Annotated in this window: 14 protein-coding genes; 7 read left to right on the forward strand and 7 right to left on the reverse strand. The window is 63.5% G+C overall.

The features are described 5' to 3' along the window. Positions 1 to 6 precede the first annotated feature (6 nt). Together AC0V2Y_RS06710 and AC0V2Y_RS06715 are read left to right on the forward strand one after the other, a co-directional pair. Entirely contained in the window at positions 7 to 336 is a 330-nt protein-coding gene (locus tag AC0V2Y_RS06710; RefSeq protein WP_475416980.1) for a helix-turn-helix domain-containing protein, read from the forward strand. After that, the gene (locus AC0V2Y_RS06715; protein ID WP_475416979.1) at positions 323 to 1567 is read left to right on the forward strand and encodes a type II toxin-antitoxin system HipA family toxin; all 1245 of its coding nucleotides are present in this window, start codon (positions 323 to 325) and stop codon (positions 1565 to 1567) included. The genes AC0V2Y_RS06710 and AC0V2Y_RS06715 overlap by 14 nt, the downstream gene beginning before the upstream one ends. A gap of 33 nt (positions 1568 to 1600) precedes the next feature. Here AC0V2Y_RS06715 and AC0V2Y_RS06720 read toward each other — a convergent pair whose 3' ends face one another. The 3 genes from AC0V2Y_RS06720 to msuE form a co-directional block, all read right to left on the reverse strand. Beyond that, positions 1601 to 2626: a methionine synthase gene (locus AC0V2Y_RS06720; protein WP_475416978.1), complete on the reverse strand. Its 1026-nt coding sequence runs from the start codon at positions 2624 to 2626 to the stop codon at positions 1601 to 1603. A gap of 23 nt (positions 2627 to 2649) precedes the next feature. Next, complete coding sequence (locus AC0V2Y_RS06725; RefSeq protein WP_475416977.1) at positions 2650 to 3630, reverse strand: DUF1852 domain-containing protein; 981 nt, start codon at positions 3628 to 3630, stop codon at positions 2650 to 2652. Positions 3631 to 3700: 70 nt separating this feature from the next. Next, a complete protein-coding gene (gene msuE / locus AC0V2Y_RS06730) occupies positions 3701 to 4282 on the reverse strand; it encodes an FMN reductase (protein ID WP_475416976.1) in 582 nt (193 codons plus the stop codon). A 128-nt stretch (positions 4283 to 4410) separates the two neighbouring features. Between msuE and AC0V2Y_RS06735 the strand changes: the two genes are divergently transcribed. After that, entirely contained in the window at positions 4411 to 5310 is a 900-nt protein-coding gene (locus tag AC0V2Y_RS06735; RefSeq protein WP_475416975.1) for a LysR family transcriptional regulator, read from the forward strand. A 27-nt stretch (positions 5311 to 5337) separates the two neighbouring features. Here AC0V2Y_RS06735 and AC0V2Y_RS06740 read toward each other — a convergent pair whose 3' ends face one another. Then, positions 5338 to 6456: a serine hydrolase domain-containing protein gene (locus AC0V2Y_RS06740; protein WP_475416974.1), complete on the reverse strand. Its 1119-nt coding sequence runs from the start codon at positions 6454 to 6456 to the stop codon at positions 5338 to 5340. 179 nt (positions 6457 to 6635) lie between these two features. Next, the gene (glmS, locus tag AC0V2Y_RS06745; RefSeq protein ID WP_034782627.1) at positions 6636 to 8465 is read right to left on the reverse strand and encodes a glutamine--fructose-6-phosphate transaminase (isomerizing); all 1830 of its coding nucleotides are present in this window, start codon (positions 8463 to 8465) and stop codon (positions 6636 to 6638) included. Positions 8466 to 8626: 161 nt separating this feature from the next. Here glmS and AC0V2Y_RS06750 point away from each other — a divergent pair, with 161 nt between their 5' ends. After that, positions 8627 to 9100 (forward strand): Lrp/AsnC family transcriptional regulator, encoded by a 474-nt coding sequence (locus AC0V2Y_RS06750; RefSeq protein WP_475416973.1) that lies wholly within the window; start codon positions 8627 to 8629, stop codon positions 9098 to 9100. 314 nt (positions 9101 to 9414) lie between these two features. On the opposite strand, the gene AC0V2Y_RS06755 is transcribed toward AC0V2Y_RS06750, so the two are convergent. After that, positions 9415 to 10116, reverse strand: coding sequence for a response regulator transcription factor (locus tag AC0V2Y_RS06755; protein ID WP_475416972.1), 702 nt, complete (start codon positions 10114 to 10116; stop codon positions 9415 to 9417). An 80-nt stretch (positions 10117 to 10196) separates the two neighbouring features. Here AC0V2Y_RS06755 and AC0V2Y_RS06760 point away from each other — a divergent pair, with 80 nt between their 5' ends. From AC0V2Y_RS06760 to AC0V2Y_RS06770, 3 genes are all read left to right on the forward strand, one after another. After that, complete coding sequence (locus tag AC0V2Y_RS06760; protein WP_475416971.1) at positions 10197 to 12203, forward strand: sensor histidine kinase; 2007 nt, start codon at positions 10197 to 10199, stop codon at positions 12201 to 12203. A gap of 346 nt (positions 12204 to 12549) precedes the next feature. After that, positions 12550 to 18279 carry a YDG domain-containing protein gene (locus tag AC0V2Y_RS06765; protein WP_475418102.1) on the forward strand — a complete coding sequence of 1910 codons (5730 nt, stop codon included), beginning with the start codon at positions 12550 to 12552 and terminating at the stop codon, positions 18277 to 18279. A 34-nt stretch (positions 18280 to 18313) separates the two neighbouring features. Next, the gene (locus tag AC0V2Y_RS06770; protein ID WP_475415797.1) at positions 18314 to 19984 is read left to right on the forward strand and encodes a ShlB/FhaC/HecB family hemolysin secretion/activation protein; all 1671 of its coding nucleotides are present in this window, start codon (positions 18314 to 18316) and stop codon (positions 19982 to 19984) included. A 432-nt stretch (positions 19985 to 20416) separates the two neighbouring features. Here AC0V2Y_RS06770 and glmU read toward each other — a convergent pair whose 3' ends face one another. After that, positions 20417 to 21793: a bifunctional UDP-N-acetylglucosamine diphosphorylase/glucosamine-1-phosphate N-acetyltransferase GlmU gene (gene glmU / locus AC0V2Y_RS06775; protein ID WP_475415796.1), complete on the reverse strand. Its 1377-nt coding sequence runs from the start codon at positions 21791 to 21793 to the stop codon at positions 20417 to 20419. Positions 21794 to 21802: the final 9 nt, after the last annotated feature.

The raw sequence follows: 21802 nt of genomic DNA on the forward strand, positions 1-21802 counted from the left end.
CTTATCATGACAAAACGTGCCCGCCCGAAAGACGCCATGCCGACGCTCGTCAACGAGCGGCTCAGGATATGGGGCCAGTGCGTGCGCAAGCAGCGCGTGCAGCAAAACATCACGGCACGCGACCTGTGCGCCCGCCTCGACATTTCACACCCCACCCTGCAACGCATGGAAAGGGGGGAAGCGTCCGTCAACGTGGGCCTGTTCCTGGCCGCCTTCCACGTGCTCGGCATCCTCGCCATCACGGCGCCGGAACCCGACGCGGTGCTGTGGCAGATGGACAGCGTCAACATCCGCAGCCGCCCCGCCTTGAACGAGGGCGACGATGGCTACTTCTAGCCGTCCCTTGTTTGTCTATCTGCAGCGGCCCGACAACGGCGCGTGGGTAGTGGTGGGCCGCTATGTGCTCGATGCGCATACCGGCATCGGCAGCTTTCTGTACGCGCCCAGCTATGCCGATGCAGGCTTGTCCTGGAGCATCGATCCCGTCAATCTGCCGTTTATTCCCGGCGTGGAACACCTGGCGCGACGCTATGGCGGCCTGCATGACGTGCTGCGCGACGCGAGTCCGGATTCCTGGGGGCAGATGCTGATACGCCGCGCACACCAGCTGGGCGAAAAAGCCACGGCCATCCAGTTCCTGCGCCTGTCGGGCAATGGCGACCGCTGGGGTGCGTTGGCTGTGGGCGACACGCCCAAACCGAACATAGCGCAGCTGGCCAGCCCCACGCTGCATCGCCTGGACGCGCTGGTGCAGGAACTGCTGGCCATCGCGGAAAGCCGGCCGCCACTCAATGCGCCCTTGCGCAAGCGCCTGTTCGCCACCCCGAGCATGGGCGGCGCACGCCCGAAGGCCACGGTACGGGACGGTGCAGATTACTGGCTGGTGAAACCGGGCCTGATGACCGATACGGTCGACCTGGCGCTGCTGGAATACGCGACCATGCAATGGGGCAAGGCGTCCGGCCTGCGTTTCGCCGACACGCGCCACCATGCATTGACGGCCGAACGCAGCGTCGTGCGCATCCTGCGCTACGACCGGCGCGGCGCGCAACGCGTCATGACGGCCAGCGCCGCTTCGCTGCTGCAAGTGCAATATCCGCCGGTGGAAGCGGCCGACAGCGATGGCGCCAGCTATCCCCGCCTGGCCGAAGAACTCCGGCGCATCGGCGCGCCGCCGGAAGACGGCATCGAGCTGTTCGGCCGCATGGTCTTCAACGGTGTCGTCGGCAACAACGACGATCATCCGCGCAACCACGCCGTGCTGTTCGACCTGGATGAACAGCGCTGGCGCCTCTCGCCCGCGTTCGATGTCGTGCCGGATACGGAAGACGACCCGCAAACGCTGGTCATGCAAGTGAGCGCCGGCCGCCGCGACATCACGCGCGACGCCATGCTGCGCGATCACACCCGTTTCGGCTTCGCCACGCGCCTGCAGGCGGAGGAGCATGTCGATGCCTTGCTGGTGCGCATCGCCGAAGCTTTTGTGCAGGTGGCGCCGCTGCTGAACGGGGCCTTGCGGGCACGGATGGCGGAGCGCTTGCGGGTGATGCTGGTACGGCTGGCTTAGGCGAAATCGGGTTTGCGGTATTTTCCCAGTCTGCTAGGAGATTTCCCTTCGGATGATTTCCGCGCCCGCGCTGAGCGCATTGAGTTTGCCTCTTGCCACGCCACGCGCCAAGGGCGCCATGCCGCAGTTGGTGCTCGGGTAGAGCTTGTCGGCATCGACAAAGCGCAGCGCCTTGCGCAGGGTGTTGGCCACTTCCTCCGGCGTTTCAATGGTGTTGCTGGCCACGTCGATGGCCCCGACCATTACTTTTTTGCCGCGTATGAGTTCAATCAGGTCGATGGGCACGCGCGAGTTGTGGCATTCCAGCGAGATGATGTCGATATTCGATTGCTGCAGCTTGGGGAACGATTCCTCATATTGGCGCCATTCGGACCCCAGCGTATTTTTCCAGTCCGTATTGGCCTTGATGCCGTAACCATAGCAAATATGCACGGCCGTTTCGCATTTGAGCCCTTCGATCGCCCGCTCCAAGGTGGCGATGCCCCAATCGTTCACTTCATCGAAGAAGACATTGAAAGCGGGTTCGTCAAACTGGATGATGTCGACGCCGGCCGCCTCCAGTTCCCGCGCTTCCTGATTGAGGATCTTGGCGAATTCCCAGGCCAGTTTTTCACGGCTTTTATAGTGGCTGTCATACAGCGTATCGATCATCGTCATCGGACCTGGCAGCGCCCATTTGATCGGCTGCGTGGTTTGCTGACGTAAAAATTTGGCGTCGTCGACAAACACCGGCTTCGGGCGGCTCACGGCGCCCACGACGGTCGGCACGCTCGCATCGTAGCGGTCACGAATCCGGACGGTCTCGCGTTTGTCGAAATCGACGCCGCTCAGATGCTCGATAAACGTGGTGACAAAATGTTGGCGGGTCTGCTCGCCGTCACTGACGATATCGATGCCTGCCTGCTGCTGTTCCTGCAGCGACAAACGCAAGGCATCCTGTTTGCCCTCGATTAATTCCTCGTCCTGTAATTTCCAGGGCGACCAGAGTTTTTCAGGCTGCGCCAGCCAGGAAGGTTTGGGCAGGCTGCCGGCAGTGGAAGTAGGCAATAATTTTTTCATGATGACGATTTCGTGTAGTTGGATTAATCAGCGAGCGTGGCGGCAGCCCATTGTTCGAGAACATGCTTGTAGGGCTTGATGAAATGCTCTTCCGTATATTTGCCCTGCTTGACGGCCAGCTGGCTGCGCTCTTCCCGGTCATAGACAATTTGCGTCAGTGAATAATCCTGATTCTTCAGGCTGGGCTGATAGCATTTCCCCGCCGCGGCATTGGCATTGTAGATTTCGGGCCGATAAATCTTTTGAAAGGTTTCCATCGTGCTGATGGTGGCGATCAGCTCCAGATTGCTGTAGTCGCCCAGCAGGTCGCCGATAAAATAAAACGCCAGCGGCGCGGCACTGTTTGGCGGCATGAAATAGCGCACCTGCATGCCCATTTTCTCGAAATAGGCATCCGTCGAGGAGAACTCGTTTTGCTGATACTCGACGCCCAGGATGGGGTGTTGGTTTTCCGTCCGCTGATAGGTCTTGCTGCTCGAAGCGCTGAGGCAGATGACCGGCGGCTTGCTGAAGCGCTCTTGATAAGCATCGGATCTGACAAAGTGCTTGAACAGCTTGCCATGAAAATCGCCGAAATCCTCTGGTGCGCTGAATGTGGCTTGATTATTGTTGTGTTCTGGCAGCAGCACGCTGAAATCGTAATCGCGCACGTAAGAGGAGAAGTTATTCCCCGCGATGCCATCGATGCGTTGTCCGGTTTTTTTATCCAGGATATTCGGCTTCAATATCTCGATCAGCGGGATATTGCCGCCTTTGACATCGATATTCAACTCGACGGAAATGATTTCGAGTTCGACCGAGTAGCGGTCAGCGTTCGGGTTGTCCCAATGCGCCAGACTGTTGAAGCGGCTGTCGATCATTTTCAGGGTGTTGCGCAAGTTCTCCTGGCGGCTCTTTCCCCTGGCCAGATTGGCAAAGTTGGTCGTCAGGCGCGTAGTGTCCGATGGGTGATAGTTTTCATCGAAAACAATGCTTTTGATGCTGAATACAAAGTCGTTGCTCATGGTGATCTGCTGTCCTGAATTCTGCGAAAAGGTGAATGGGTTGCTTGCCTGGTGACTGTGGCGATGCATATCAGGCGGCGGCCAGCTCTTGCGTCGTGGCCGGTCTCGCATGGCGCGTCAATCCGATCAAGGGCAAGGCCCGTTGCACCGCCAGTGCGGCCCGCTGGATCAGCGCCTCGTCCTGCAGGCGGTAGTCGAGGAAATCCTTGTCGGTCGCGTAGACGCCCAGCGGCAAGGTGCGTGCCTGGAAAAAGCTGAACAGGGGCCGCAACTGGTGATCGATCATCAGGGCATGGCGCTCGCTGCCGCCGGTGGCCGCCAGCAGGACGGGCTTGTCGATCAAGGCGTCCTGATGAATGAAGTCGAAGAAGTGCTTGAACAGTCCCGTGTAGGAGCCGCGATAGACCGGGGTTGCCACCACCACGATGTCAGCTTGCTCGACCGCCGCAAGTTCCCGCTCCACCGTCTCGGGCAGCTGCGAGCGCCAGCTGGCGCCGGCCAGCTGCGGCGCCAGCTGACCCAGTTCGACCAGGCGTTGTTCGCACAGCACTTCGTCGGCGATCAGGTCCATCAGGTGCTCGGCCAGGGCTGCCGCCTTGGAAGGGCGTTGTAGCCCGCCGGAAACCGCGACTATACGCAGGGGACGTGTCATGTTTGCTTTCATAGGGAGTGATGCGCGAAGGCCGGTAAATACCGGCAGCAGGGAAGTGGATGATAGCGGGAGGAATCGATGAAGTATAATGGTCATATTTCATACATCCATGAATATGGCTCATTCCAATGCTTGAACGCATTCACCTCAGCATCGTCCAGCAGGTCGAAAAACAAGGGTCGTTGACGGCCGCCGCAGGCGTGCTGCACCTGACCCAGTCGGCCCTGAGCCACAGCATGAAGAAGCTGGAACAGCAACTGGGCACCGACGTCTGGCTGCGCGAAGGGAGAAATTTGCGCCTGACGCAGGCTGGCCAGTATCTGCTGGCGGTGGCGAACCGGGTACTGCCGCAACTGGACCTGGCCGAAGAGCGCCTGGGCCAGTTCGCGCAGGGCGAGCGCGGCGCGCTGCGCATCGGCATGGAATGCCACCCTTGCTACCAGTGGCTGCTCAAAGTGGTGTCGCCGTATCTGACCGCATGGCCCGACGTGGATGTGGACGTCAAGCAAAAGTTCCAGTTCGGCGGCATCGGCGCGCTGTTCGGCTACGAGATCGACCTGCTGGTCACGCCCGACCCGCTATACAAGCCGGGGCTGACCTTCGAACCCGTGTTCGACTACGAGCAGGTACTCGTCGTGGCCAAGGGCCATGCACTCGCTACAGCGGCGTATGTGCAGCCGCAGCAGCTGACCCGGGAAGTGCTCATCAGCTACCCCGTCGACATCGAGCGCCTGGATATTTACAATCAATTCCTCTTGCCGGCCGGTGTCACGCCCAAGCGCCACAAAGCCATCGAAACGACCGATATCATGCTGCAGATGGTGGCCAGCGGCCGCGGCGTGGCCGCCCTGCCGCGCTGGCTGGTCGAGGAATACGCGGCCAAGATGGACGTGGTGCCGGTGCGCCTGGGCGAGCGCGGCATCGCCAAGCAGATCTTCCTGGGCGCACGCGAGACGGACACCGCCATCGACTACGTGCGCGCCTTCATCGCACTGGCGCGCCAGCCTGTCGTTGCGCAAGGTAGCTAAGCACGCGCGCCTGTTCAATGGGGCCGGCTACCGCGCGCCTTCCATGGCTTCCACGGTGTCGAAAATATGCGCCAGCGCGCTTTCCATGGCACCGGCCGTAGTGTCGCCGCTCTGGTTGGTGATGATGAAGACGCCAAGCTGATATTTTGGAACGACGTAGGCGTAGCTTTGCGCACGCGGCACGCCGCCATGGTGGACATAATGCGTGCCCAGCTGGCGATTGCTGCCGATGTTCCAGAAATAAGCGATGCTGAAGTCATCCTGAAAGCGGACCAGCGGCTGGTGCGATTCGACGACGGCGGGATGGGCGCCCAATTGCAGGCGCAGGTATTTCGCCATGTCCGGCATGGTCGACTTCAGGTTGCCCGCCGCCCCCCAGGGCAGTTGCGGCATCGGCGTGGTAATGACGGGATTGTCGCTGTGGTAGCCGGGCGCCAGCCGGCCGGCATCCTTGGCGGTGATGCTCAGCCTGGTATCCTGCATGCCCGCTTCGCGCGCGAGCCATTGCGTGAGCAAGACTTCATAGGGCATGCCATAGATTGTTTCGAGCGTGTGCGCAACGAGTTCGGTACCGGCGCTGGAATACGCGTAGTCCTTGCCGAGCGGCCCCTTGATGCTGACGGTGTGCAAGTCCTGCCAGAATTGCCGTTGTCCGTAGCCGGCATAGGCGGCATTGAGCTTTGCCGGCGTGGCGTGTGCCGTGAAATCCTTCAGGACCGTGTTCACCTGCAAGGGCAGCATGCCCGGCATATTGCTCGTGTGCGTGATCAAGTGGCGCAAGCGTATGGGCTGCCCCTGCGACTGCAGGTTCGGGTAGGCGGCAGGCAGGTACGTTTGTATGGGATCGTCGAGCGCCGCCTTCCCATCGAGCACGGCGTTCGCCAGCAGCAGGCCGGCAAAAGTCTTGCTGACCGAGCCGATTTCATACAGCGTCGTATCGTCCGGCGGATTGGCTTTGCCGGTCTCCAGCTCGCCTTGATGCAGCATGAATTGCTTGCCGCGATACACGACGGCAATCGAGGTCGCGTGCAGCAATGGCGACTGCAACAGGGTGGTCGCGGTCTGGCGCATGGCCGCAGGAATGTCGTGCGCAGGTGCCGTGGCTGCGGGTTTGCAAGCTGCCAGCACGAGTGTCATTCCAGTCATGATTGCGGCGAGTTTGGTCATCATGCGCACCATCGAAGGGGGATGGGCATTCTCGCACAATGGATTCAGCGGCGGCAGAAAAAAGTCACGTGCATGGTTTTTCCAGACTAAAAGAAAACGCCACCCGGAGGTGGCGTTTTCTTTCTATTCCTGGTGGCCCGGGACGGCCCCCGGCCGGCTTACTCCACCGTCACCGACTTGGCCAGATTGCGTGGCTTGTCCACATCCGTGCCCCGCGCCAATGCCGTGTGATACGCGAGCAATTGCAGCGCGACCACGTGCAGGATAGGCGACAGATCGCCGTAGTGCTCGGGCAGGCGGATGACGTGCAAGCCTTCGCCGGAGCTGATGCGCGAGTCGACGTCGGCGAAGACGTACAGCTGGCCGCCGCGGGCGCGTACTTCCTGCATGTTCGATTTGAGCTTTTCGATCAGGGCGTCGTTCGGCGCGATGGTGACGACGGGCATTTCATTCGTCACCAGGGCCAGCGGGCCGTGCTTCAGCTCGCCGGCCGGATACGCTTCGGCGTGAATGTACGAGATTTCCTTCAGCTTTAACGCGCCTTCGAGGGCGATCGGATAGTGCATGCCGCGGCCCAGGAAGAGGGCGTTTTCCTTGCGCGCGAATTCTTCGGACCAGGCGATGATTTGCGGCTCCAGCGCCAGCACGGACGCGATGGCGACGGGCAGGTGGCGCATGGCTTTCAGGTGCGCCGCTTCCTGCTCTTCGGAGAGGTGGCCGTTGACTTGCGCCAGGCACAGGGTCAGCAGGAACAGGCCCGCCAGCTGCGTCGTGAAGGCCTTGGTGGACGCCACGCCCACTTCCACGCCGGCGCGCGTGATGTAGGCCAGGGCGCATTCGCGCACCATGGCGCTGGTGGCCACGTTGCAGATGGTCAAGGTGTGCTGCATGCCCAGGCTGCGCGCATGTTTCAGGGCGGCCAGGGTGTCGGCCGTTTCACCGCTTTGCGAAATGGTCACGACCAGGGTGTTCGGGTGCGGCACGCTGTCGCGGTAGCGGTATTCGCTGGCCACTTCCACGCTGACGGGCACCTTGGCGATCGACTCGATCCAGTACTTGGCCGTCATGCCCGCATACGAGCTGGTGCCGCAGGCGAGGATCAGCACGCGGTCGATCTGCTTGAAGATTTTATACGCGTCGTCGCCGAACAGTTCCGGCATGATGCCCGTCACGCCTTCGAGCGTGTCGCCGATGGCGCGCGGCTGCTCGAAGATTTCCTTCTGCATGTAGTGGCGGTACGGGCCCAGCTCGGCCGCGCCCGTGTGGGCGTGCACGGTTTTCACTTCGCGCTCGACGGGCTTGCCATCGACATCGACAATCCAGCAGCGCGACAGTTGCAGGTCGACCACGTCGCCTTCTTCCAAGTAGATGATCTGGTCCGTCGTGCCGGCCAGCGCCATGGCGTCGGACGCGACAAAGTTTTCACCATTGCCCAGGCCGACGATCAGGGGCGAGCCCTGGCGCGCGGCGACCACGCGGTGCGGCTCGTCGCGGCAGAAGACGGCGATCGCGTACGCGCCGTCGAGGCGTTTCACGGCCTGCTGCACGGTCTCGAACAGGTCGCCGTTGTACATGTGCTCGACCAGGTGGGCGATCACTTCCGTGTCCGTCTGGCTCTGGAAGACGTAACCCAAGGCCGTCAGTTCGGCGCGCAGTTCGTCATGGTTTTCGATGATGCCGTTGTGCACCAGCGCCACGCGGGCGTTCTCTTCCGTCGGGGAAAAGTGCGGGTGGGCATTGAAGGAAACAGGGGCGCCATGCGTGGCCCAGCGCGTGTGGGCGATGCCCGTAAAACCGCTCAAGCCTTCTTCGGCGATCTGCTTTTCCAGTTCGGCCACGCGCGAGGTGGAACGCGAACGCTGCAACCGGCCATCCGCATGCAGGGCGATGCCGCAGGAATCGTAGCCGCGGTATTCCAGGCGCTTCAAGCCTTCGACCAGGATGGGAGTGATATTACGTTGCGCTACTGCGCCGACGATGCCGCACATGGAAACCTCTGTCTAAAATTTAATCAATGCACGCATGCTAATGCAGAGTGCGTGAAATATGCTTTCTAAATCCGTATATTTTTGACCAAATATTTCATGACTATTTTACGGTGAAATATTATTTCACTTATACTCAATATATTTTCCAATTCATCAAAATCATGAACGATAACAATATTACCCTCGACGAGATCGATCGTCGCATCCTGAACGCCTTGCAAATTGACGCGTCGCAAACCAACAGCGAGCTGGCGCAAGCCGTGCACGTCTCGGCGCCCACGTGTTTGCGGCGGGTCAAGCATTTACGGGAAAGCGGCGTCATCGAACGGCAAGTGGCCATCGTCGCGCCGCAGCTGGTGGGGGCGCGCCTGACGGCCATCGTGGAAATCACGCTCGACGTGCAGGCGGCGGAACGCATGGCGGAATTCGAGCAGCTCGTGGCGGACGAGCCCGCCGTGCTGCAATGCTACCGCGTCTCGCCCGGGCCCGACTTCGTGCTGATGGTGCAGGTGGCCGACATGCCCGCCTACCACGCGCTGGCGCACCGCCTGTTTGCCGCACACGCGAATGTGCGCAACGTGAAAAGCTATTTTTCCACGTTCCGCAGCAAATTCGAGACGCGCATCGCCGTGTGATTCTTTACTTTCATTTATCCACGGCTTGCCCACCGCTTGCCCACAGACTTATACGGTGCTTTTCCACCGCTTATGCCACACTTGCCCACAGGCTTATGCACAGGCATGGCACAGGCGGGCCACGCCAGGACGACAAGAGATGAGTCAGGAACCGTCCTCAGACGGCCGGCGCAGGCCTGGCGCCAGCACGGAAACCGCTTATAAGATGCTGTCAGGCAAACTTGTACACCGGCTGCGCACAGCTTGCCAACAAGTTAGCAGTCCACTTATCGACAGGCTTATCCACAGCCATTGTGCGATGGCAGACGGCATACTCAGGGGCGCACTTCGGCGTCGGCATAGAAGCGGTAGCCCGCGTTGCGGGCGGTATTGATGGGCAAGGCCAGGCCCGCGGCCTGTTCGGCCTTGCGGCGCAAGCGGCTGATCTGGGTGTCCAGGCGGCGCTGGTCGTAGCTGAGAAAATCCTCGCCCAGCGATTGCACGATCTGCTGGCGGCTGACGATGCGTTCCGGCTCGGCCATCAGCACATGCAGCACGGTGACGTCCTGTTGCGACAGCGCAATGGCGCCGCAGCCGGGCGGCAAGAGGCGGCGCGGTCCCAGTTCCAGTACCCAGGCCGTGGCGGGCGGCGGCACGGCGGCGGGCAGCGGCGCGCCGAGGCGCCGTGCCAGCGCGCCCAGGGTGGCGGCCAGCTCGTCCAGGTCGGCGCTCTTGGGCAGGTAGTAATCGGCACCACCGCCCAACCCGTTGACCTTGTCCTGTGTGGCCCCGCGCGCCGTAAACACGACGATGCCGATGGGATGCCCCTGTGCGCGCAAGGCACGCACCAGCACCATGCCTTCCCCATCGGGCAAGCCGAGGTCGATGATGGCAATGCGGTGCAGTGCCGGCGTGTAGCAGGCGTGGAAGGCGGCCAGGTCGGCCACGGCGCTGACGCGGTAGCCGCAATCGCCGAGAAACTCCGTCAGCTCGTGGCGCAGCACGGCTTCGTCTTCAAGCAGGATGAGGTTCAACATGGCGCAAGGATAACCGATCGCCGTGGGGCCGGGAAGTTGTCTTTCTGACTGCCACGATGGCCATGGTAAGCTCCTGCGCCATGAAAATCCTGCTCGCCATTTGCCTGTTGCTTACCACCCTGTGCTGCCGGACTGCGGCAGCGGCGCCCGTCCCTGCGCCGCTGCTGCTGCCTGCCAGCGGGCAACCCGTCTCAGCCAGCGGCCACCTGCGGATGCTGCGCGACGCCACCGGCCGGCTGGGGCCCGATGCGGCATTGGCGGCCCCCGGCTGGCGCACGCTGCCCGGTGCCGTCAGCGCCGGCTACACGCAGGACGCCGTCTGGCTGTGCCTGGACGTGACGCGCGCGGCAGCCTCCCCCGACGAATGGGTCCTGCGTTTCAGCAACGCCGTGCTCGACGATGTGCGGCTGTACCGCCGGGACGCGGCGGGCCACTGGAACGTGCAGGAGGCGGGCGCCGACGTGGCGCGCGGCAACTGGCCCATCGATGCGCGCCAGGTGGTGTTTCCGCTACGCCTGCAAGCCGATACGCCGCAGCGCTGGCTGGTGCGCCTGCACAGCAAAAAGGCCATGTCCACCGAACTGACCTTGTTGCCCAGCGCCAGCTTCGACGACGTTTCGCGCCGCGAATACCTGTATTACGGCTTGCAGTTCGGCAGCTATTTGCTATTGATCCTGTTCCACATCTTTTTCTGGCGCATGACGCGCGAAGCCCACAGCGGCTGGTATCTGCTGTACGTGCTGACGAATGCCACGACGGAAGCGCTGACGATCGCCATTCCCCAGCAAATTTTTGTCATGCCGAACTGGCTGTCCGATCCCATGCTGGGCGTATCGATGGCGATGTCCATCGCCGTCGGTGCCCGTTTTTCCACTTTGCAACTGGAACTGCCCGCCCTGTATCCCCGTTTCAGCCGCGCCGTGGTGGGCGTGACGGCCGCTGCCGCGCTGTGCGGTGCGCTGCTGGTACTGCACGGCAACTATGCCGCTGGCGTACTCGTCGTGCAAATGACGGCCTTGCCCTTGATCGTGCTGTTCATCACCCTGGCCAGCTGGCTGGCGCTGCGCGGGCATCGTCCGGCGCACGCCTTCCTGTTTATCTTCGGCATCTTTTACGCGGGCGTGGTGATCAGCTTCCTGCGCAACATGGCGATCGTGCCGCCGAATTTCTGGACCAACCATGCGGCCACCCTGGGCGCCTTCGTGCACATGATGCTGATGAGTCTGCGCCTCAACCGCCGTTACGCCGAATTGCGCCGCGCCAAGGACCGGGCGCAGGCCGAAGCCGTCAGCGCCGTGCGCGCCCTGAACGAGCGCCTGGAAGAGCAGGTGGCGCTGCGCACGGCAGCATTGCGGCAGGAAATCGGTCGGCGCGCCACGCTGGAAGGCGAATTGCGCGCCGCGCTGGAAGTGGAAACCCGCACACGCGAGGAGCAGCAGGATTTCGTTGCCATGGTGTCGCATGAATTCCACACGCCACTGGCCATCATCAACACCACGGCCCAGCAAATTGCCCGCAATACGGAAGCGCCGCGGGAAAAAACCCTGCAGCGCTGCCAGAACCTGCGCGAAGCCAGCGGTCGCATGACGGCGCTGGTGGATGAATACCTGAGCGCCGACCGCATGGAAACGAGCGCGGCGACCTTCCGGCCCCTGCCATGCGACTTGCGCGCGCTGCTGACGGCCGTGCTGGCCGAGTGGCCGTCCGGCCGCGTCGATGCCAGCGTGCAGGCGCTGCCCGACAGCATCGTGGCCGATGCCAGCCTGCTGCGCGTGGCCCTGCGCAACCTGCTCAGCAATGCCGACCGGCACGCGCCGCAGACCCAGGCGATCCGCATGCAGGCGGCAACGCTCGGGGACGGCCGCGTGCAGATCGTCGTCAGCAACGAGGGCGAGCCGCTGCCCGCCGATGAAATCCCGCGCCTGTTCCAGAAATACTTCCGTGGCCGCATCGCCCAGCACAAGCCTGGCGCCGGACTGGGCCTGTACCTGGTGCAGCGCATCGCCGAACTGCACGGCGGCCAGGTCACGCTGGCCAGCGCCGGCGCCAACGGCACCATCAGTTTCGCCCTGCACCTGCCCGCCTGATGGCCCCGCATTCCCGACTGAATCAGTCAGGAATCGCTCAGGTTTGCTCAATTTTAAACGCTTCCATTCTGCTATATTTCCCGTCGGAAATTTTTGTAGCTTTTTATAACAAGACTGTTTAAAAAAGCAACAAAATAGATGCCTTCGGGGAAGCGCACGCCTTTCCTGTCGGCCATCAGCGCCAACACATACCGCACAGGAAAAACATGCATCGCTCTTCATTCTTCATCCGCAGTCTTGGCCACGCTTGTCCCCGGCCGCATTCCTGAGCGATTTTCATCCCCTTTCAGCCCACGCCAGCCTGGCGCTGGAGCATACCTTTTTTACATCAACAAGGATCGACCCTATGCATCGTCATGGATCATTGAATCACGTCTACCGCCTCGTCTGGAGCCACGTCCTGAACGCCTGGGTCGCCGTCGCGGAAACCTCGCGCGGACGCGGCAAGGGCAGCCGCCGCAAACTCGCTGCGGCGGCCGCCGCCATGACGGCGCTGGCGCTGGGAGGACCGGCGCTGGCCGCTCCCACGGGCGGGCAGGTGGTGGGCGGCACGGCCAGCATCAGCCAGCAGGACAACAGCACCACGATCAGGCAATCGAGCCAGCAGGCGGCGCTGAACTGGAACAGTTTTAACGTGGGCGCCAACGAAAGCGTCACCTTCGTCCAGCCTTCGGCCAACGCGCTGGCCGTCAACCGCATCTTCGACAGCAACGGCACGCAAATCCTCGGAAGGCTCAACGCGAATGGCCAGGTATACCTGATCAACCCGAACGGCGTGCTGTTCGGCCGCGGCGCGCAAGTCAATGTGGGCGGCCTGGTGGCCTCGACGCTCGACGTCGACAACGCCAGCCTGGGCGGCTCGAAGCACGCCTTCGCCGGCAAGGGCAGCGGCAGCGTCATCAACGAAGGCACGCTGCGCGCGGCCGACGGCGGCTATGTCGCCTTGCTGGGCAACAAGGTCGGCAACCAGGGCGCCATCTCGGCCCGTCTGGGCACGGTCGCGCTGGGTGCCGGCAGCGCCGCCACCCTGAGCTTTGACGGTGCGCGCCTGCTGCAACTGCGCATCGAGCAAAGCACCCTGAACAACCTGGCCGAGAACGGCGGCCTGATCCGCGCCGATGGCGGTCAGGTGCTGATGAGCGCTGGCGCCCGCGACTCGCTGCTGGCCAGCGTCGTCAACAACACGGGCGTCATCGAGGCGCGCAGCGTGGAACAGCGCGATGGCAGCATCGTCTTGCTCGGCGGCATGAGCGCCGGCACCACCCATGTGAGCGGCACCCTGAACGCCAGCGCCCCGAATGGCGGCAATGGCGGCTTCATCGAAACGAGCGCCGCCCACGTGAAGATCGCCAACGACGTTCGCATCAGCACGGCCGCCGCCCAGGGCCGCGCCGGAACCTGGCTGATCGACCCGGTCGATTTCACCATCGCGGCCAGCGGCGGCGACATCAGCGGCGCCGCCCTGTCGGCCAACCTACGCAATGGCAATGTGGTCATCCAGAGCACGCAAGGCAGCGCCGGCACGGCCGGCGACGTGCACGTCAACGACAAGGTGAACTGGTCGGCCAACCGGCTGACCCTGAACGCCCAGCGCAACATCAATATCAACGCCACCCTGAACGGTTCCGGCACGGCCAGCCTGGCGCTGGAATACGGCCAGGGCGCCGCCACCGCCGGCAACACGGCCGTGTACCAACTGGGCAGCGGCGCGCAAGTGCATCTGCCTGCCGGGCAAAACTTCAGCACCAAACTGGGCGCGGACGGCGTGCGCACCGACTATACGGTCATTACCGCCCTGGGCGCTTACCGCAGTGTCACGGGCACCGACTTGCAAGGCATTAACGGCAAGCTGAACGGCAATTTTGTGCTCGGTGCCGACATCGACGCCTCGGCCACCGCCTCGGCCGCCTGGAACCCCGTTTGGTGGGATGCGGGCTTCATGCCGCTGGGCAGGGATACGGGCTTTAGCGGCATCTTCGACGGCCTCGGTCACTCCATCAACCAGCTCAGCATGATGTCCGGTTCCGGCGGCGGCAGCGGCTTGTTTTCCGTCACGACCAAGGATGCCCTGATCCAGAACGTGGGTTTGAATGGCGGCCACATCAAGACCCACTATTACGCAGGCGGCCTGGTGGGCGACAACAAGGGCACGATCAGGAATAGCTATGCGGCGCTCGATGTCACCGCCGATGGCTTCATTAGCGGCGGCCTGGTGGCGCGCAACAGCGGCAGCATCATCAACAGCTACGCCTCGGGCGCCGTCAGCAGCAACTCCCAGAGCGGGGGCCTGGTCGGCATCAACCTTGGAACGATCAGCAACAGCTATGCCACGGGCAGCGTGGCGGGCAAGAGCGAGATTGGCGGCCTGATTGGCACCAACTCGGGATCGGTCGATACCAGCTACGCAGCGGGGCGCCTGCTCATCGCCAACGGCGGCAGCAACTTCGGCGGTTTGATCGGCAGCAACAGCCGGCCGCAGAACATCATCAACAGTTTCTGGTCCATCGACGGTACGGGCCAGGCCACCTCCAAGGGCGGCACCGGGCTGACGGATGCGCAGATGCGCACGGCCAGCAGCTTTGCGGGCTTTCACTTCACCGCCACGCCTGGCGCGCCGGGCAACAACTGGGTGCTGATCAATGTGGACGGCGACTTGAACAATGCCGGCGGTGCGGCGGGCGCCACATATCCGATGCTGGCGTCCGAATACGCGACGACGATCTACAATGCGCACCAGCTGCAATTAATGGCCATGGCGCCGGGCGCCGCGTACGTGCTGGGCACCAACATCGATGCCAGCAGCACGGCGGGAGGCAAGGGCGTCTGGGGCAGCGCCGGCTTCGTGCCCGTCGGTACAGAGACACACGCCTTCACGGGCAGCCTGGACGGCCGCGGCTACAGCATCGGCGGCTTGAACATCGACCGGCCAAACGACGATTACGTGGGCCTGATCGGCTATACGAACAAGGATTCGCTGATCAGCGATATCGGCATGCTGAACGGCAAGGTGAACGGCAGATTCGCCGTCGGCGCGCTGGTCGGCTCGAATGCCGGCCTGGTCAGCAACAGCCATGCCAGCACGACGGTCAATGGCGACAACAGCGTCGGCGGCCTGGTGGGCGAAAACTACGGCGGCACCATCAGCGCCAGCCATGCCAGTGGCAAGGTCAGCGGCATCGCGGACCGCGTGGGCGGCCTGGCCGGCAGCAGCAACGGCAGCGTCACAGGCAGCTATGCCACAGGCGACGTCAGCGGCTTGCGCAGTGTCGGCGGCCTGGTCGGCGACAACCGCGGCTATGACGGCGCCATCGCCCACGTCAGCGGCAGCTATGCCAGCGGCACTGTCACGGCGGTCGAAGACAATGCGGGCGGCCTGGTCGGCTACAACAAGAGCGGCACGATCGCCGACAGCTACGCCAGCGGCAAGGTCAGCGGCGACCGCGATGTGGGCGGCTTGCTCGGCTATAGTTCCCGCGCCACCGATAGCGTCAGCAACAGCTACGCCACGGGCGAGGTGCAAGGCAATGCCAGCACGGGCGCGCTGGTCGGCAGCAATGCTGGCGTGATCAGCAACAGTTTCTGGAAGGATTCGCCGGCGGCACCGGGCGTCAGCGAAAACACAGGCACCTTGAACAATGTGCGGGGCCTGAGCGATGCAGAGCTGCGCTCGCCATCAAGCTTCGCCGGCTGGGACATGGCTACCAGCGGCGGCAGTCACGCCGTCTGGCGTATCTACGCAGGCCAGACAGCGCCGCTGCTGCGCAGCTTCCTGACGGCCCTGACCGTCAACGCAGATGCCACCAGCAAGACCTACGATGGCAGAAACTACTCTGGCGGCTTGGTCAATGCCCGCTATTCGCTGGCCGGCGCCGCCGAATCCGGGAATATTCTCTACAGCAACAATGGCGTGTATGGCGCCATGCGCGATGCCGGCAGCTATCACGCCATAGACAGCTATCTGTATTCCGGCCAGCAAGGTTATGACATCGACCTGGTGGCAGGGGCGCTGACGATCAACCGGGCCGTCATTACTCTCGATGGCATGCGCACCTACGACGGCGGCAACGACATCGCCGCCGGCCTGCTGACGTTGCGCGGCCTGGTCAGCGGCGAGAGCCTGCTGCTGTCCGGCATTGGCAAATTCGACAACAAGAACGCCGGCGCCAACAAGCACGTCAACAGCGCAACCTTGATGCTGTCGGACGGCCAGGGTGGCCGGGCCGACAATTACACGCTGGAAGGTGGCCAGCACCGCGCCACCATCACCCGCGCGACCTTGTATGTGCAGGATGCGGGTGTGGCAAATAAAGTCTATGACGCCACCAGCCAGGCCACCCTGACGGGCACGGCCAAGGTGCAGGCGCTGGGCAGCGACCAGCTCAGCTTGACGGGCGGCAACGCAGCGTTTGCCGACAAGCATGCCGGCAGCGCCAAAACCGTCACCCTCGGCGGCTTCAGCCTGCAGGGCGCGGATGCGGCCAACTATACCCTCGTGCAACCGGGCAACGTCACGGCCGATATCGCCAAGGCCAGCGTGGTCGTCACGGGCGTGGGCGCAGCGAATAAAGTCTATGACGCGACGACGGGCGCCGCCCTGACGGGCACGGCCAAGGTGCTGGCGCTGGGCGACGACGACTTGCGCGTAGCGGGCGGCAACGCTTCGTTTGCCGACAAGCATGCCGGCACAGGAAAAACCGTCACCCTCGGCGGCTTCAGCCTGCAAGGCGCGGATGCGGCCAACTATACCCTCGTGCAACCGGGCAAGGTCACGGCCGATATCGCCAAGGCCAGCGTGGTCGTCACGGGCGTGGGCGCGGCGAATAAAGTCTATGATGCGACGACGGATGCCACTCTGACGGGCACGGCCAAGGTGCAGGCGCTGGGCAGCGACCAGCTCAGCTTGACGGGCGGCAACGCAGCATTTGCCGACAAGCACGCCGGCAACGGCAAAACCGTCACCCTCGGCGGCTTCAGCCTGCAGGGCGCGGATGCGGACAACTATGACCTCGTGCAACCGGGCAAGGTCACGGCCGATATCGCCAAGGCCAGCGTGATCGTCACGGGCGTGGGCGCGGCGAATAAAGTCTATGATGCGACGACGGATGCCACTCTGACGGGCAAGGCCAAGGTGCTGGCGCTGGGCGACGACGAATTGCGCGTGGCGGGCGGCAACGCAGCATTTGCCGACAAGCACGCCGGCAGCGCCAAAACCGTCACCCTCGGCGGCTTCAGCCTGCAGGGCGCGGATGCGGCCAACTATGCACTCGTGCAACCGGGCAACGTCACGGCCGACATCGCCAAGGCCAGCGTGGTCGTCACGGGCGTGGGCGCGGCGAATAAAGTGTATGACGCCACCAGTCAGGCCACCCTGACGGGCACGGCCAAGGTGCAGGCGCTGGGCAGCGACCAGCTCAGCTTGACGGGCGGCAACGCAGCATTTGCCGACAAGCACGCCGGCACAGGGAAAACCGTCACCCTCGGCGGCTTCAGCCTGCAGGGCGCGGATGCGGACAACTATGCACTCGTGCAACCGGGCAAGGTCACGGCCGATATCGCCAAGGCCAGCTTGCTCTACACGGCCGCCCCCGTGACCTTGACGGGTGGCCGCACGCCAGATGGCTTGAGCGGCAAGGTCAGCGGCCTGCTGGGCAGCGACACCCTGGCGGATGCCACCAGCGGCGTCTTGGTCTGGACCAGCCCGGCCACGGCCAGCAGCCCGGCCGGCAACTACGCCATCACCGCTAGCGGCCTGAGTTCGACCGACTATGCCTTCGTGCAAGCCGAGGGCAATGCCAACGCGCTGACATTGCAGTCAGCCAGCCTGCCGCCGCCGGCCCAGGCAGCCGTGGTGCAATTGCAGGCACAGGTGCTGGGCAGCTTTGCCGACACGCGTCCCGGCACCTTGGCCGCCGCGCCGACCATCACCATCACGCAGACGGATGCCTCGACCGGCGCCCCTGGCGCCAGCAATGCCTTGCCGAACACCACCATGCAGATCGGCAGCCGCGGCCCGGCCCTGCAAGTCGTCCTGGGCGGCGTCAAGCTGCCCGCCAACATGCTTAACGTAAATCAATAACACCATGACTTATTCATCGACTCCGCGACACCTGATGCAACAACCGTTGCTGTCCCTGCTGCTGCTGGCCTTTGCGCCATGCGCCGCCGCCCAAACCACCCCGGTCGTGCCCGACGCGGGCGCCATCCTGCGCCAGATGCAGCCGGCCACGCCCGCCAATGCGCCTCCCGGCGCGCCGGTGCTGCGCATCGAACAGAAAGAAGGTGCGCCGCTGCCCGCCAGCGCGCCATTTCTCGTCACGCACATCGACATCGCCGGCAACGGCGCGTTCGATACGGCCACCTTGCAAGCACTGGTGGCCGATGCCCGCGGCACCACGCTGACCTTGGAGCAGCTGGGCGAACTGGCCGCCCGCATCACCAGCTACTACCGCGCCCATGGCTATCCGCTCGCGCGCGCCATCGTGCCCGCCCAGACCATCCGCCAGGGCACCGTGCGCATCGAAGTACTTGAAGCGCGCTATGGCCAGGTCGGTATCGACAACCGCAGCGATGTCAGCGACGCCTTGCTGAACGCCACTCTGGCGCCCTTGCAAACGGGCCAGACCATCGGCCAGGCGGAACTCGACCGCAGCTTGCTGTTGCTGTCCGACATCCCGAATGTCGCCATCACAGCCATGCTCAAACCCGGCGCCGAGGTCGGCAGCTCCGACCTGCTGGTCAATGCCTGGTCCGGTCCTGGCGTGGCCGGCAGTGCTTTCCTCGACAACAATGGCAACCGTTACACGGGCCGCGCCCGTGCCGGCGCCACCGTGTACCTGTATAACCCGCTGCACCAGGGCGACGTGGCCAGCGCCAGCGTGCTCAGCTCGGGCAAGGGCATGTCGTATGCGCGTCTCGGCTATGATTTGCTGCTGAACGGCGCCGGCACGCGCGCCGGGGTGGCCATGTCCGCCCTGCGCTACCGCCTGGACGGCGCCATGCGCCCGCTGGAAGCGCATGGCACCGCACAGGTCGCCAGTGGCTGGCTGCGCCATCCGCTGCTGCGCAGCCGCGATGCGAATATGTATCTCCAGCTGCAATATGACCAGGTGCACTTGCGCGACCGCATCGACACCAGTGCCATGCGCAGCGACCGCCGCCTGGATAACCTGGGCGCGACCCTCGGCGGCGACGTGCGCGATGCTGTCCTGGCTGGCGCCATCACCAGCTGGAGCGTAGCCGCCACCGCTGGCAAGCTCGACATCAGCGACCCGCTGGCGCGCCTGAACGATGCCTACAGCACGCGCAGCCATGGCACTTACGCAAAATGGAACGTCAACCTGTCGCGCCTGCAAAACCTGGACCAGCGCAATGCCGTGTATCTGGCCTTCGCCGGACAGTGGGCCGATAGCAACCTCGATTCGTCTGAAAAGATGAGCGTGGGCGGGCCCTACACGGTGCGCGCCTATGACGTGGGCGTGGCTGCTGGCGACCTCGGCTACTTCGGCAGCGCGGAATGGCGGCATGACCTCGATACCGGCAGCGCCGGACAATGGCAAGCCGTGGCCTTCCTCGACAGCGCGCGCGTGACGGTCAACCAGCAGCGCTGGTCGGCAGGCCCGAACAGCGCGCGCCTGCACGGCGCCGGGCTGGGCGTGAACTGGGCGGGCGGACAGCAGTGGAATGCCCGCGCGTATGTCGCCAAGCCCATCGGCGGCACGCCGGTCCTGCTGGCTTCGCGCAGCTCCGCCCGCCTGTGGGTCGAGCTCAATCGCCGCTTCTGATGCGGCAGCAACAGCCGGAAGCCGGACTTTCGGCTGTTGCTTAATCAAACGCAAAAGTTACCCACCAACTTTCCACCGCCTATGCACGGCTTTTCCACAGCCTTACCAACAGAACAACCCCGAGCCAATAACAGGCACGACTGCTTATCCCCACTTATGCAAAGGCTATGCAGTGCTTATCCGCAGGCTTATGCACAGACTTATCCACAATTGACGGGTAAACCGGCTTACACGACCGCAAAATGACAAAAATCGTAGGGAAGGGGAAGGACAGGCGCATGACAGGCGAAGCCACCCATCTTACGCACAGCTTGTACGCAGGCTTGCCCACATGCTTATCCCATACTTGCTGATGGGCTTACCCACATAGTTATCCACAAATAAAAAAGGCAGGCCGCAAGGCCTGCCTGTGTGCCAGCGCTGACGTCGGCCTTACTTCTTGATCTTGACGGGACGCGTCCAGCCGTCGATGGTCACTTGCCGCGCGCGCGACACCGTCAGCTTGCCGGCCGGCGCATCCTTCGACAAGGTCGTGCCGGCGCCCAGGGTGGCTCCCTTGCCGACGGTGACGGGGGCGATCAGCTGGCTGTCGCTGCCGATGAAGGCGTCGTCTTCAATCACCGTGCGGAACTTGTTCACGCCGTCGTAGTTGCAGGTGATCGTGCCGGCGCCGATGTTGACCTTCGAGCCGATGGTGGCGTCGCCGATGTAGGCCAGGTGGTTGGCCTTGCTGTGCGCGGCGACCTGGCTGTTTTTCACTTCGACGAAGTTACCGATGTGCACATCTTCCGCCAGGACCGTGCCCGGACGCAGGCGCGCGTAGGGGCCGATGATGGAAGCGGCGCCGACGACGGCGTCCTCGAGATGGCAGAAGGGCTTGATGTGCGCGCCAGCGGCCACGGTGGCATTGATGATGACGTTGTTGGCGCCCACGCGCACGCCGTCGCCCAGTTCCACGCGGCCTTCAAATACGCAGCCGACGTCGATGGTGACGTCGCGGCCGCAAATGAGTTCGCCGCGCACGTCGATGCGGGCCGGGTCCAGCAGGGTCACGCCGCGCTCGAGCAGGGCTTGCGCGATATTGTTCTGGTGGATGCGTTCCAGCTGGGCCAGTTGCACCTTGCTGTTGACGCCCGCCACTTCCCACACGGCAGCCGGGTGGGCCGAGGTGACGGCCACGCCATCGGCAACGGCCTGGGCGACGATATCGGTCAGATAGTATTCCCCTTGGGCATTGTCATTCGACAAGGCCGACAACCATTGCTTCAGTTGCACGGTGGGCGCGACCATGATGCCGCTGTTGATCTCGCGGATGGCGCGCTCTTCTGGCGTGGCATCTTTTTCCTCGACGATGCGCACGATGGCGCCGTGCTCGCGCACGATGCGGCCCAGGCCGAAGGGATCGTCCTGTTCCACGGTCAAGATGGCCAGCTTGTCCTTGCCGGCCGCCTGCACCAGTTGCTGCAGGGAAGCGGCGCTGGTCAGCGGCACGTCGCCGTACAGGATCAGGGTCGGCACGCTGTCGTCCAGCAAAGCCACGGCTTGCTGCACGGCATGACCGGTGCCCAGCTGCTGCGTTTGTTCCGCCGCGTCGATCGCCAGGTCTTGCTTGGTCTTGTAGCCGTCCAGCAACTTCAGCACCGCTGCGCCCCCATGCCCGTAAATCACGCATAATCGGGACGGCGCCAGGACGCGCGCCGTGTCGATGACGTGCGACAACAGCGGCTTGCCCGCCAACGGGTGCAATACCTTGGGCAGTGCCGACTGCATGCGTTTGCCCATACCGGCAGCGAGAATGACAACGTTCATAGACCGTAA

This window comes from Janthinobacterium sp. BHSEK, assembly GCF_056174685.1.

Bases quoted from the DNA above. Each gene is read 5' to 3' on its own strand.
- AC0V2Y_RS06735 (WP_475416975.1), top strand. From the start codon at position 4,411: ATGCTTGAACGCATTCACCTCAGCATCGTCCAGCAGGTCGAAAAACAA.
- AC0V2Y_RS06765 (WP_475418102.1), top strand. From the start codon at position 12,550: ATGCATCGTCATGGATCATTGAATCACGTCTACCGCCTCGTCTGGAGC.
- AC0V2Y_RS06740 (WP_475416974.1), bottom strand. From the start codon at position 6,456: ATGACTGGAATGACACTCGTGCTGGCAGCTTGCAAACCCGCAGCCACG.
- AC0V2Y_RS06760 (WP_475416971.1), top strand. From the start codon at position 10,197: ATGAAAATCCTGCTCGCCATTTGCCTGTTGCTTACCACCCTGTGCTGC.
- AC0V2Y_RS06750 (WP_475416973.1), top strand. From the start codon at position 8,627: ATGAACGATAACAATATTACCCTCGACGAGATCGATCGTCGCATCCTG.
- glmS (WP_034782627.1), bottom strand. From the start codon at position 8,465: ATGTGCGGCATCGTCGGCGCAGTAGCGCAACGTAATATCACTCCCATC.
- AC0V2Y_RS06710 (WP_475416980.1), top strand. From the start codon at position 7: ATGACAAAACGTGCCCGCCCGAAAGACGCCATGCCGACGCTCGTCAAC.
- AC0V2Y_RS06755 (WP_475416972.1), bottom strand. From the start codon at position 10,116: ATGTTGAACCTCATCCTGCTTGAAGACGAAGCCGTGCTGCGCCACGAG.
- msuE (WP_475416976.1), bottom strand. From the start codon at position 4,282: ATGACACGTCCCCTGCGTATAGTCGCGGTTTCCGGCGGGCTACAACGC.
- AC0V2Y_RS06770 (WP_475415797.1), top strand. From the start codon at position 18,314: ATGCAACAACCGTTGCTGTCCCTGCTGCTGCTGGCCTTTGCGCCATGC.
- AC0V2Y_RS06725 (WP_475416977.1), bottom strand. From the start codon at position 3,630: ATGAGCAACGACTTTGTATTCAGCATCAAAAGCATTGTTTTCGATGAA.
- glmU (WP_475415796.1), bottom strand. From the start codon at position 21,793: ATGAACGTTGTCATTCTCGCTGCCGGTATGGGCAAACGCATGCAGTCG.
- AC0V2Y_RS06720 (WP_475416978.1), bottom strand. From the start codon at position 2,626: ATGAAAAAATTATTGCCTACTTCCACTGCCGGCAGCCTGCCCAAACCT.
- AC0V2Y_RS06715 (WP_475416979.1), top strand. From the start codon at position 323: ATGGCTACTTCTAGCCGTCCCTTGTTTGTCTATCTGCAGCGGCCCGAC.